We start from the raw sequence: 12,431 nt of genomic DNA, 5'->3' as shown, positions 1-12,431 counted from the left end.
AGATGCGGTCGGAGACGGGGTATCAACATATCTGGCGTTGACTTTTGGCACGCTGTTGAGTTCTCAAGGAACGGCCGCTTCCTTTGTACTCACCCGCAGAACATCTTCTGGGGCTTTCCTCCGGGCGCTTCGCTTTCCGTGTTCCAAACTCTATCAGTGTTTTTCCGTCCCCCTGACCACCGTCCTGCAGGCATGCAGAAGGTGACCCCGAGTAGGATCTGACAAGTTGGATGCTGCCAGGCCAGGGCGCTTGGTAGCGTCGCCCGGCGTCAGGCAGGAGTACGACTGTACATGGGGCCTGGAACGGCGTGCAAATCGATTAGACTAGTGGTCTAGACCACTAACTGGTACCTTTCGTGCGGAACCCGCACTTCATATGACATACGCTGCTGCTCAGTGTGCTGTCCGGTACAGGCAGTGACGACCCGTATGTATCTCCGCCCCCGGGAGGCTCCCCATGACCACCGTGACGTCCCCTCTTGCTGGACGCGCCATCGGACTGGCCGAAGTGCCGGATCCGGTCTTCTCCGGGGCCATGGTCGGCCCGGGCACAGCGATCGACCCCGTGCGTGAGCCTTCCGAGGCCGTCTCGCCCGTGGACGGGGTGATCGTCTCTCTGCACCCGCACGCGTTCGTCGTCGTCGACGAGGACGAACACGGCGTGCTCACCCACCTCGGCATCGACACCGTGCAGCTCAACGGCGAGGGCTTCGAGTTGCTCGTGAACAAGGGCGACACCGTGACCCGCGGGCAGAGCGTCGTACGGTGGAACCCGGCCGCCGTCGAGGCCTCCGGCAAGTCGCCGGTGTGCCCCGTCGTGGCACTGGAGGCCACCGCCGAGGCCCTCTCCGAACTGCGTGACACCGGCGACGTGAAGGCCGGCGACAGTCTCTTCGTCTGGCAGTGACACCGATGCCGTCGTACGACGGCGCGTAGGACAACCAACGCGGCGGCGGGACCCGCCGCACTATCGGAGACGGGTGAGATGGAGACAACGCTGCGAGGCGTCGGCGTCAGCCACGGTGTGGCGATCGGCGAGGTACGGCACATGGGAACGGCGGTGCTGGAGCCGCCTGCCAAGCAGATTCCTACGGAGGACGCGGAGCGCGAACAGGGGCGCGCCCGCCAGGCCGTGGACGCTGTGGCGGCCGATCTGATGGCGCGCGGCAATCTGGCGGGGGGCGAAGCCCAGGCCGTGCTCGAGGCGCAGGCCATGATGGCCCAGGACCCCGAGCTGATGGCGGACGTCGAACGGCGGATCGCCGTCGGGAGCACGGCCGAGCGCGCTGTGTACGACGCGTTCGCGGCCTACCGCGCTCTGTTGGCCAATGCCGGTGAGTACCTCGCCGGTCGGGTGGCCGACCTCGATGACGTGCGGAATCGTATCGTCGCCCGGCTGCTCGGGGTTCCGATGCCGGGTGTCCCGGACAGCGACGAGCCGTATGTGCTCATCGCTCGGGATCTCGCGCCTGCCGATACCGCTCTGCTGGACCCGACGCTGGTCCTCGGTTTCGTCACCGAGGAGGGTGGGCCGACCAGTCACAGCGCGATTCTGGCGCGGGCGCTCGGTGTTCCGGCCGTGGTGGCGTTGCCGGGGGCCGGTGAGCTCGCCGAGGGGACGCTGGTCGCCGTCGACGGGAGCACCGGCGAGATCTTCGTGAACCCCAGTGCCGAGAAGAAGGCGCAGTTGGAGGCCGCGGCGGCCGAGCGCAGGGCGGCGCTGTCCGCCTCGACCGGGCCGGGTGCGACCTCGGACGGGCACAAGGTGCCGCTGCTGGCCAACGTCGGCGGTCCCGCGGACGTTCCGGCCGCTGTCGAGGCCGGTGCCGAGGGTGTCGGTCTGTTCCGCACGGAGTTCCTCTTCCTGGACGACAGCAAGAACGCCCCGTCGCTGGAGAAGCAGGTCGAGGCCTACCGGCAGGTGCTGGAGGCCTTCCCAGAAGGTCGGGTCGTCGTGCGCGTGCTGGACGCGGGCGCGGACAAGCCGCTGGACTTCCTCACGCCGGCCGACGAGCCGAACCCCGCGCTGGGCGTGCGGGGGCTGCGTTCCCTGCTGGAACACCCCGATGTGCTGAACACCCAGCTGACGGCGCTCGCGCAGGCGGCCGAGGGGCTCCCGGTCTACCTGGAGGTCATGGCCCCGATGGTGGCCGACCGCGCGGACGCCAAGGCGTTCGCCGACGCGTGCCGTGCGGCGGGTCTGCGGGCGAAGTTCGGCGCGATGGTGGAGATCCCGTCCGCCGCTCTGCGGGCACGGTCGATCCTTCAGGAGGTCGAGTTCCTGTCGCTGGGCACCAACGACCTCGCGCAGTACACGTTCGCGGCGGACCGGCAGGTGGGCGCGGTGTCCCGGCTGCAGGATCCTTGGCAGCCCGCGCTGCTCGACCTGGTCGCGCTGTCCGCTGAGGCGGCGAAGGCCGAGGGCAAGAGCTGCGGTGTCTGCGGTGAGGCCGCGTCCGACCCGTTGCTCGCGTGTGTGCTGACCGGTCTGGGTGTCACCTCTCTCTCCATGGGTGCGGCGTCGATTCCCTACGTCCGCACGACGCTGGGCAAGTACACGCTGGCTCAGTGCGAGCGTGCGGCTGCGGCGGCCCGGGCCGCGGACAGTGCCGAGGAGGCGCGCAACGCGGCTCAGGCGGTGTTGTCCGGCGAGTAGTCGGGACGGCTCGCTCGTCGGCTGGTCTTCAGGGGCGCTCCACCTGCGGGTGGGGCGCCCCTTTGGTGTCCGTCAGTGGTGGTGGCCCGGTGGCTGTTCCTCCTCGCCCAGGTCGGGCGGCAGGGAGTAGTCGACGTCGGATTCCGGGGAGATCAGGTCTCCGGACTCGATGTCGGTGCAGTAGGCGTTGAAGACCTCGCCGGCGGTGAGGGGTTGGAGGCCTTCGCCGCGCAGTCGCCAGCCGTAGACACGGTCGACGGTCCCGGGGGCGCTGGTGCGCATGACGAGTCCTCCGGGACTTTGGGTGGCGATGCCGAGGGCCAGGACGGTGGTGAACTCCAGGGCCTCGGCTTCGTCGAGTTCCGTGGTGCCGTCGTCCTGGTCCACGTGCAGGACCGAGACGAGGGTTTCCGGGGTTGCCGAGACGCTGCAGACGAGTTGGCGGTTGCCGGGCGGTGCCGTGTCGAGGATGCGGACGAGGAGTCCGGAGGCGCGGGTGAAGGCGGCTCGGCCGATGTCCTCGCCGCAGGAGGCACAGGGGCCGAGGCGGGCGAGGAGTGTGGACGCGTACTCCCAGGTGGCCTGTCGGACGGCTTCGTCGACGAGGGCGGGGACGAGGTCGGCCAGGGCCTGTCCGTCGTAGGGCAGGCTCGGGCCCGTCGTGGCCAGTTCGGCGGTGAAGCGGGTGCGGCTGTACGGGTCGTCGGGGTCCAGGCCGGCTTCGGTGCAGAAGTCGGCGTACTCCTGTGGGTCGAAGAGGGCGACGGTGGTGTGGCTGCCCTGGGAGGCGCGGGTTTTGAGGAGTGCTTCCACCTGCCGCAGGTAGGTGGTGTGGTCGTCGAAGGTGAAGGTGCGGTAGCGCCGCATGGCGCGGAAGTCGTACTCGTCGGTCAGCAGGCCGATGGTGCCCGCGATTTCGCGGCGCAGAACGCGTCGCATCGTCTGGTGGTCCTGGTGCGCCATGTTTCCCCCTGTGCGCGGTCGATCAATGCTCACTCACAGTAATCGGCGGCACTGACAACGGCGTCCGAGCGAGGGGTTCGCGGACCAGACGGTGCTGGAACAGGCTGGTCAGGGCGATGGCTGCGCCGAAAACGGTCCAGCCGAGCGGACCGGTGGCGATGGCCGCGGTCACGGCGAGTGGTCCGATGCTGCGTTGGGCGGACTGGGCCAGACCGTGGACGCCGAGGTAGGCGCCCTGGGCGGTGGTGGGGGCGAGGGCGACGGAGAGTTCCCAGGAGACGGTGGCGTGGAGCATCTCGGCCATGGTGAAGGCGGCTGCCGCGGCGGTGAGGAGCAGGGTGGCCGTGATGATCCCGCCGGTGGCCGAGAGCGCCATGGCCGCGCCGCCCAGGGCGAAGGCGATGGACACGGGGACGAGGAGGGTGCGTGCGGCGGCTGTGGTCGTGCCGAATCTGGCCAGGGGGACCTGGAGTGCCACCACCATCACGTTGTTGAGGACCAGCAGCAGGGGCGCGAGTCCGTGGGGTGCGTCGGCGGAGTGGGCGATCCACAGGGGCAGGCCGACCTTGAAGACGGCGTCGTCGAGGAAGAGGACGGTCTCGGAGGCGACGTAGACGAGATAGGTGCGGTCGCGCCAGGGGTTGGTGGGTCTGGTGGTGGGTGGCTGGTTCTTCGAGGTGGCGACTGTGCGGGAGGTGGTTCGGGGTTCGCCGCAGCGCAGGGTGAGGAGGGCGGAGCCGAGGAAGGACAGGGCGTCGCCGGTGAGCAGCCATTGGTACGCGGTGGTGGTGCCGAGGGCGAGGGCCGCGGCGGCGGTGAGGCCGCCCAGGGCCCAGCCGGCGTTGGCGACGGTGCGGTGGAAGGCCTGGTAGCGGACGCGGTCGGGGCCTGCGACGCGGGTGGCGTAGAGCCTGGTGAGGATGTTCGCGGCGCGGTCGCCAAGGCTGCCGACGGCGGAGTAGACGAGCAGCAGGGCGTACTCGTGGGTGGTGAGGAGGGCGAAGGAGGCCAGGGCGCGCAGGAGTTGGACGGTGATCAGGATGCGGGTGATCGGGAAGCGGTCGGCGAGGCGGCCGCCCAGGGGTGCACCGGCGATGCCGATGGCTCCGGCGCTCGCGGCGAGGGTGCCGACCTCGGCGATCGAGAGGTGCGAGACGTAGGTGAAGTACAGGACGGAGACGGAGGCCCACAGGCCGCTGCCGATGCGGTCGACGAGGGCGATGGCGAGCATTCTGCGCCCGTCGCGCCCTCCGGGTATCCGGCTCGACCATGCGGCTGCGCGGCGCATCGGATGCACTGCTCCCCCTTGCTTCCAGTTATGTACTGATACATACTTGGCAACGTGGCAACACAATATGCGATCAGTGGTACGACGGCCAAGGGGATTGCCTCGTCCGTCGAACGGGGCGTTGCGGAGGGCACGTTGGGCCCCGGAGCCGCGCTGCCTCCGGTACGGCGGCTGGCGGACGATCTCGGGGTCAGTCCCGGAACGGTCGCGACGGCCTACAAGGAGCTGCGGCAGCGCGGGATCGTCGTCACGCGCGGGCGGGGCGGGACGGTGGTGGCGGCGGAGCCCGCCGTGGCGTCACGGCGACCGCCGAAGGTTCCGGAGGGGCTGCGGGATCTGTCCGGCGGGCACCCCGATCCCGCGCTGCTTCCCGCCCTCGTACCGCCGTCACGCCTCTCCCCCGGTGCCCGGTCGCACCGTGCCGCGCCCAGGTTGGCGCGGCTGGAGGAGGCGGTGCGCGACTGGATCGGGCCCGACGGGGTGCCGGTGGAGCACGTGACGTTCGCGCACGGGGCGCTGGATCTGATCGGGCGGCTGCTCTCCGTGGAACTGCGGCCGGGGGACGCCGTGGCCATGGAGGACCCCGGATATCACCACTTGCTGGATCTGGTCACCGCCCTCGGGCTGCGGAGCGTCCCGGTGACTGTGGACGACGAGGGTGTGCGGCCCGAAGCGTTGGACGGTGCGCTGCGCGCGGGTGCGCGCGCGTTGGTGTGCAGTCCGCGGGCGCAGAATCCGTACGGTGGCCGCTTCTCGGCGGCTCGACGGGACGCGTTGGTCGAGGTGCTGCGGGACGCGCCTGATGTGCTGGTCGTCGAGAACGACCATGCGTCCGCCGTGGCCGGTGCGCCCTTGCGCACGTTGACCGCCGGCGGGCTGCCGCGGTGGGTGCACGTGCGGACGGTCAGCAAGTTCCTGGGGACCGACCTGCGGTGGGCTGCGGCGGCGTGCGACGCGACCACGCTGGCCCGGCACGACGGGCGGATGTTGCTGACGTCCGGCTGGGTCAGTCATCTGCTCCAGGAGACCGTGCACGGGCTGTTGACCGATGACGGCACGCGCGCGTTGGTGGCTCGCGCCCAGAAGACGTACGAGGAGCGTCGAACCGCGCTCCTCGAGGAGTTCGGTTTTCGCGGGATCGAGGCGCACGGGGTGAGCGGGATGAACGTGTGGGTGCCCGTGCGGGACGAGTCGGACGTGGTGAACGGGCTGCGGTCGTACGGGTGGTGGGTCGCGTCGGGGGCGCGGTTCCGACTCGCGTCGGGGCCCGGGGTGCGGATCTCCGTCGCTGAGCTGGAGCCGGGCGACGCGCCGCGGCTGGCCTCGGACTTCGCCGCCGTACTGGGTGAGTCCGAGGCCACCTACGGAGGTTGACCGGCTGCGGTCAGGCGCGCTTGCGGGCGAGGTCCTCGTAGTAGTGCAGCAGGTCGAGGTTGTCGATGGAGCCCGCGTTGACCGCCTTCTCCAACGGGGTGCCCTGGAGGAGGCGCTTGATGGGGACCTCGATGCGCTTGCCGGTCAAGGTGTGCGGGATGCCTGGGACTTCGATGACCTCGTCCGGTACGTGGCGCGGTGAGAGCTGTTCGCGGATGGTCCGCTTGATCCGGCCCAGGAGGGCCTCGTCGAGGGTCGCGCCCGGTGCCAGGTGCACGAAGAGGGGCATCCAGTAGCCGCCGTCGGGCTGTTCGATGCCGATGACGAGGGATTCCTTGATCTCGGGCAGGCGCTCGACGGCTTCGTAGATGTCCGCCGAACCCATGCGCACGCCTTGGCGGTTGAGGGTCGAGTCGGAGCGGCCGTGGATGACGACCGAGCCGCGGGAGGTGACGGTGATCCAGTCGCCGTGGCGCCACACGCCGGGGTAGGTGTCGAAGTAACTGTCGTGGTAGCGGCTGCCGTCGGGGTCGTTCCAGAAACGGATGGGCATCGACGGCATGGGGTTGGTGACGACCAGTTCGCCGACCTCGTCGACCAGGGGGTGCCCGCTCGGGTCCCAGGACTGCAGGTCCGTCCCGAGACCGGGTGCCTGGAGTTCGCCGATGTACACCGGGAGGGTCGGTACGGCGCCCGCGAAGCAGGAGCACACGTCCGTGCCGCCGCTCACGGACGCCATCCACAGGTCGGCCCCGCTCGCCGCGAACTCGTCGTGCAGCCACCGGAATCCGTCGGGCAGCAGCGGTGATCCCGTGGTGGCGACGCACTTCACCTTGGAGAGGTCGAACTCGCGCGCGGGGTGCACGCCGGCCTTGCGGCAGGCCATGACGTAGGCCGCCGAGGTGCCGTAGAGAGTGGCTCCGGTGCGCTCGGCGATGCGCCACTGGGCGCCGGTGTCCGGGAAGCCGGGGCTGCCGTCGTAGAGCACGATCGTGGTGCCGGTGAGGAGGCCGGAGACGAGGAAGTTCCACATCATCCAGCCGGTCGACGTGTACCAGAAGAAGCGGTCTTCCGGGCCGAGGTCGCAGTGCAGGCCGAGCTGCTTGAGGTGCTCGACGAGGATGCCGCCCTGGGACTGGACGATGGCCTTGGGGAGGCCGGTCGTGCCCGAGGAGTAGAGGACCCACAGGGGGTGCTCGAAGGGCACCTGCTCGAAGACGGGCTCCACGTCCGCGCTCGTCAGGGCCGACCACTCCAGGGCGCCCTCGGGGGCGTCCGTGCCGAGCAGCGGGATGTGGACCACGGCACGCAGCGTGGGCAGTTCGCGGCGCAGTTCGGCGACGATCTCGCGGCGGTCGTGCTCCTTGCCGCCGTAGCGGTAGCCGTCGACGGTGAACAGGACGACCGGCTCCACCTGCTGGAAGCGGTCGAGGACGCTGCGGGCGCCGAAATCGGGGGCACAGGAGGTCCAGACGCCTCCCACGGTGGCCGTGGCGAGGAAAGCGACGACCGCCTGCGGAACATTCGGGAGATAGCCGCTGACGCAGTCGCCGGGGCGTACGCCGAGGGCGCGCAGTTCGGCGGCCAGGGAGCCGACCTGGCGGCGCAGCTCCGCCCAGGTGACCGGGCGCGGTTCGTGGGTCTCGTCGACATGGAGGAGGGCGGGTTCGTCCGCGCGGGTGGCGCTCGCGCGCAGGGCGTGCTCGGCGTAGTTGAGGGTCGCTCCGGGGAACCACTGGGCACCCGGCATCGAGCGGTCGCCCAGTACGCGCGCGTACGGCGTCGAGAACCGTACGTCGAACCACTCCACGACGGCTTCCCAGAAGGTGTCCAGCTCGTCGACGGACCAGCGGTGCAGCGCCGCGTAGCCGCCCTCGGCCGGGGCGCCGTGCTGCTCGGCCGCCCAGGCCTGGAACTTGGTGACCTGGGCCTCGGCGATGCGCTCCGGATCTGGCTGCCAGAGCGGCTGGGGGTTCACGGTCGACATGGGGCGGCTCCCGGACTGTGCGCGTCGTGTGCGTCGGCCGCGCACGGGCTCGGGTGTGCGCGCGACGCGGCTGACACGGACGATGCCATGTGATCCACTTCTACACCAGGGTGCGCCCCACGCGGTCCGCGTCGTGAAGATGTTGCCCGGCCACGGGTGAACGCAAGTTGAACGGTACGCGTGCGTGGAGCGGTAAATGGCAGGGTGAGCAGCATGGACGGTCGTGACCTGGTGCGTTCGGTGAAGGCGGTCGGCTCCACGGGAGCGGGCCGGAGGTTGCGTACCGTGGCGGCGGCCTGGCGCAGGCAGCGCGCGGACGCCGCCGCACTGCCGCCGCGGGGCGCCGAGCGTGCGCGGGTGCCCGGGGTGGTGCGGGAGGTGGAGCCCGGTCCCGGCGGCGGTGTCATCCGGTTCACCCGCTCCGAGCTGCGGATCGTGGTCGCGGTCAGCGGGGTGGTCTTCTGGGGCTGGGACGGGGCCGATCCGGAACCGTCGTACGCGCTGGCCGGCCGCTGCCCCGAACCGGACCCTCGGGCGCTCCTGGAGCCGGACAAGGACGGCGGCTGGCGGGTCGTCGCCGAGCGCATGACGATCGTCGTCTCCCGGCACGGCGCGGTCGAGGTGCAGACGCCGGGAGGTGTGGTCCTGCGCCGGGATCTCCCGCCGCGGTGGTGGGAGCCGGTCGGCGGCGGTACCGCGCGGTGGATGCAGCGCTCGGAGGTGGCTTCGGACGCGCGGTTCTTCGGGCTCGGTGGACGGGCCTCGGGCCCGCGGCTGCGGGACGGGACGTACCGCCTGTGGAACACCGATCCGGGCCGTGCGTTCGGTCCCGGCGACGATCCGCTGTACATCACGATGCCGGTGCAGTTCGTGGTGGCGGACGCGGCCACGCACCTGGTGTTCCACGACTCCTCCTGGGACGGCACGGTGACGCTGCGGGAGGGCGAGGAGGGGGCCGGTTCCGGGCACGACCGGGCGGGGTCGAGCGAGCTGCGGATGGACGGCGGTCCGTTGCGCTGCTGGGTGATGGTGGGCACCCCCGCGCGCGTGCTGCTCGCGTGGGCCTCGCTGACGGGTGCGCCCGCGCTGCCACCCGCGTGGGCGCTGGGGCACCATCACGCGCGCTGGGGCTTCGGCAGTGAGCAGGAGGTGCGGCGGATCGTCGCGGGCTATCAGGAGCGCGAGCTGCCGCTCGACGCCGTTCATCTGGACATCGACCACTACGACGAGCACCAGGTGTTCACCGTCGACCGAGAGCGTTTCCCCAAGCTGCCGGTGCTGGCGGAGGAACTGCGCAGGTCCGGGATCCGGCTGGTGTCCGTCGTCGACCCGGGGGTGCGAGCGACGCCGGGCAACGCGGTGTACGACAGCGGGACGGCCGAGGACGCGTTCGTTCGGGACGCTCTGGGGCGGCCGGTGCGCGGTGTGGTGTGGCCCGGCGAGTCGGTCTTCCCGGACTTCACTCACGCGCGTGTGCGTGAGTGGTGGGGTCGTCTGTATGAGGAGCGGCTCTCGCAGGGGTTCGCGGGTTTCTGGCACGACATGAACGAACCCACCTCGTTCGCCGCCTTCGGGGAGTCGACGCTGCCGCGATCGGCGAGGCACTCCCTGGAGGGCAGGGGCGGGGACCATCGCGAGGCGCACAACGTCTACGCCCTGTCCATGGCCAGGGCCGGCTATGAGGGGCTGCGCGAACTGGCGCCCCAGGAGCGGCCGTTCGTCTTCTCGCGCTCCGGGTGGGCCGGCATGCAGCGCTACGGGGGCACCTGGTCCGGCGATGTGGCGACGGGCTGGCCCGGGCTGCGGGCCTCGCTGTCGCTGGTGATGGGGCTCGGACTGTGCGGTGTGCCGTACTCGGGCCCTGACGTCGGCGGCTTCGACGGGAGTCCCTCGCCGGAGCTGTATCTGCGGTGGTTCCAACTCGGCGCGTATCTGCCGCTGTTCCGCACGCACGCGAGTCTGCGGGCCGGGCGGCGCGAGCCCTGGGAGTTCGGCGCCGAGGTGCTGGAGCACGCGCGTGTGGCGCTCGTCGAACGTCGTCGGCTGCTGCCGTACTTCGTGACGCTGGCGCATCTGGCCCGGCGGACGGGGGCGCCCTACGTACGGCCGCTGTGGTGGGGCGCGCCCGAGGACCGTGCGCTGCGCGACTGCGAGGACGCGTTTCTGCTGGGCGACTGCCTGTTGGTGGCGCCGGTGCTGGATCCGGGTGCGGACCGGCGGGCGGTGCAGCTGCCCCGGGGGCGCTGGTACGACACCGTCACGGAGAAGGCGTACGAGGGGCCGGGGCAGGTGCTCGTCGATGCCCCCTTGTCGCGCATTCCGGTGCTCGCGCGGGCTGGGGCCGTCGTCCCCGTGCGCGGGGACGACGGCGGTCTGGAGCTGGAGGTGTGGGCGCCCGCCCAGGGACGTACCGGCGGTGGGCTGGTGGCGGCGGACGTGGGCGACGGCTGGGACGAGCCGGAGCTGGAGCGCTACGCGACCCGTTGGGAGGGCCGGCGCCTCGTGGTCGAGCGGGAGGGCGAGAGCGGCGCCGGTGAGCCGCCCTATCCGGTACGCGTGCGTGGGCTCGGGGAGAGCTGAGCTCAGATGTACCGGCCCTCGAAGAAGGCCCGCACTCCCAACGTGTGCAGCGGGAAGGCGAGTTCCTCGGCCCGGCGCAGGAGGTGCCAGCCCTCGGTCTCGTCCGTGGCGGCGGACTGCGGCAGGCCCTCGGCCGGGCGCTCCGGAAGCAGGCCGAACAGCAGCAGGTGGCCGTCGGGCGAGCTCATGGCGTCGACCAGGCGCACTTCGCGGACCGCCGCGTCGATGCCGGTCTCTTCCTTGAGTTCGCGCACGACGGCCTGCCGCCAGTCCTCGCGGTCGTCTATGTAACCGCCGGGCAACGCGATGCCCCCGCGCGCGGGGGCGATGGTGCGGGTGATGACGACCAGGGCCGTGCCCTTGGTGTCGTACACCGGCTGGAGCGCGATCGCGACCGGCAGTGGGTTGCGGTAGGCGACCGTGCGGCAGGCCGGGCAGATGCGCGGCCAGCCGGAGACGCCCTCCCCAAAGGGCGCTCCGCAGCTCGAACAGTGGGAACCGGGCGCGGAGTTGGAAGTGGAGGCTTGGGTTTCGGACACGCGGCGGACTGTATCCGATCGGGGGAAGGGCGTCTCCGGGAGCCCGCTCAGTCGCCGCTGATGAGGGACTTCCAGGACACGGGGAAGTCGAAATAGGTGTCCGGGTAGGGCTCCGGCTTGAACGTGTAGTGCCACCACTCCTCGGCGAGGTTCACGAACCCGAGGTTCTCCAGGGTGCCCTTGAGGAGCAGCCGGTTGGCGCGCTGCTGGCCCTGGACGCGCGGGTCGAGGGTGTGCGCGAGGGTGTCGAAGCAGTCGAAGCCGGTGCCCATGTCGACGGAGTTGTCCGGGAAGCGCTGGTCCTTGGGCGCGAGGCAGGACACGAGCGGCTCACCGGGGTGGTACGGCCGGGTCGGACGTGCGGGCAGCTTCACGATCGCGAGGTCCATGGTCGAGCCGCGGCTGTGGCCGGACTTCGCCGCGATGTAGCCGTCCTCGAACAGCCGGGTCTTGTCGACGTTCGGGTAGAACTCGCTCTTCATCGCCTGGTCGTCGAGGTCCTCGGCCCAGCGGACGAAGTGGTCCACGGCGCGCTGGGGCCGATAGCAGTCGTAGACCTTGAGGGTGTAGCCCTTGCGGCGCAGTTCGGTCTGGGCCCGGTGCAGCGCTTCGGCGGCGGGGCGGGTGAGGATGCAGATCGGCTGCCGGTAGCCGTCGATGCGCTCGCCCACGAAGTTGTGGACGGTGAAGTAGCGCATCTCCTGGATGATCGTCGGATCCACGGTACTGAGGGCCACGAAGTCGTTCGGTGCCTTGGGCTCGGTGGTCGCCCGGGCGGTGGCGGAGGCGGCGGTCACCGCCAGCAGGGCGGCCAGCAGGGTGATCAGGCCACGTACTGCACTGGAGAGACGTGTCATGTCTCCTGCATCTATCAGGTTCACGTCCCGCGCGGGTGGTGATCGTGTGCAGGTCACCCCGAATGGACGGAGGGGCGGCCGGAACCACCCCCGTGGGTCCCGGCCGTCCCTCCCGTACGACGACGCCGCAAGGGCCTGATCGGTTCGGTCCGACGCCCTCCAATTTTCCGGTGCCCATGACAGAATT

The 12,431-nt window shown here is 70.7% G+C and carries 9 protein-coding genes; 4 read left to right on the top strand and 5 right to left on the bottom strand.

All coding sequences use genetic code 11. The annotated features are described in order from the left end of the window. Positions 1-457 precede the first annotated feature (457 nt). Positions 458-907: a PTS glucose transporter subunit IIA gene (locus ACIP6U_RS33140; protein ID WP_401725586.1), complete on the top strand. Its 450-nt coding sequence runs from the start codon at positions 458-460 to the stop codon at positions 905-907. 78 nt (positions 908-985) lie between these two features. Continuing rightward, the gene (gene ptsP, locus ACIP6U_RS33135) at positions 986-2,656 is read left to right on the top strand and encodes a phosphoenolpyruvate--protein phosphotransferase (RefSeq protein WP_401725582.1); all 1,671 of its coding nucleotides are present in this window, start codon (positions 986-988) and stop codon (positions 2,654-2,656) included. Between the two features lie 72 nt (positions 2,657-2,728). Here the strand turns inward: ptsP and ACIP6U_RS33130 are convergent, their stop codons facing one another. After that, on the bottom strand, positions 2,729-3,619 hold the full coding sequence (locus ACIP6U_RS33130; protein WP_401725579.1) for a hypothetical protein: 891 nt from the start codon (positions 3,617-3,619) through the stop codon (positions 2,729-2,731). A 22-nt stretch (positions 3,620-3,641) separates the two neighbouring features. Continuing rightward, the gene (locus ACIP6U_RS33125) at positions 3,642-4,907 is read right to left on the bottom strand and encodes an MFS transporter (protein ID WP_401725576.1); all 1,266 of its coding nucleotides are present in this window, start codon (positions 4,905-4,907) and stop codon (positions 3,642-3,644) included. A 54-nt stretch (positions 4,908-4,961) separates the two neighbouring features. Here ACIP6U_RS33125 and ACIP6U_RS33120 point away from each other — a divergent pair, with 54 nt between their 5' ends. Further along, complete coding sequence (locus tag ACIP6U_RS33120; protein ID WP_401725573.1) at positions 4,962-6,281, top strand: aminotransferase class I/II-fold pyridoxal phosphate-dependent enzyme; 1,320 nt, start codon at positions 4,962-4,964, stop codon at positions 6,279-6,281. Positions 6,282-6,291: 10 nt separating this feature from the next. Here the strand turns inward: ACIP6U_RS33120 and ACIP6U_RS33115 are convergent, their stop codons facing one another. Next, positions 6,292-8,268 carry an acetoacetate--CoA ligase gene (locus tag ACIP6U_RS33115; RefSeq protein ID WP_401725570.1) on the bottom strand — a complete coding sequence of 659 codons (1,977 nt, stop codon included), beginning with the start codon at positions 8,266-8,268 and terminating at the stop codon, positions 6,292-6,294. A gap of 213 nt (positions 8,269-8,481) precedes the next feature. Here ACIP6U_RS33115 and ACIP6U_RS33110 point away from each other — a divergent pair, with 213 nt between their 5' ends. Continuing rightward, on the top strand, positions 8,482-10,848 hold the full coding sequence (locus tag ACIP6U_RS33110; RefSeq protein WP_401725568.1) for a TIM-barrel domain-containing protein: 2,367 nt from the start codon (positions 8,482-8,484) through the stop codon (positions 10,846-10,848). A 2-nt stretch (positions 10,849-10,850) separates the two neighbouring features. Here the strand turns inward: ACIP6U_RS33110 and ACIP6U_RS33105 are convergent, their stop codons facing one another. Together ACIP6U_RS33105 and ACIP6U_RS33100 are read right to left on the bottom strand one after the other, a co-directional pair. After that, a complete protein-coding gene (locus ACIP6U_RS33105; protein ID WP_401725565.1) occupies positions 10,851-11,387 on the bottom strand; it encodes an NUDIX domain-containing protein in 537 nt (178 codons plus the stop codon). Positions 11,388-11,434: 47 nt separating this feature from the next. Continuing rightward, positions 11,435-12,244 carry a M15 family metallopeptidase gene (locus ACIP6U_RS33100; RefSeq protein ID WP_401725563.1) on the bottom strand — a complete coding sequence of 270 codons (810 nt, stop codon included), beginning with the start codon at positions 12,242-12,244 and terminating at the stop codon, positions 11,435-11,437. Positions 12,245-12,431 lie beyond the last annotated feature (187 nt).

The organism is Streptomyces sp. NPDC088794 (assembly GCF_044750545.1).
GTDB lineage: Bacteria > Actinomycetota > Actinomycetes > Streptomycetales > Streptomycetaceae > Streptomyces.
The sequence above is the reverse complement of the archived record's forward strand: the minus strand, read 5'-3'. Positions and strand labels throughout refer to the sequence as shown.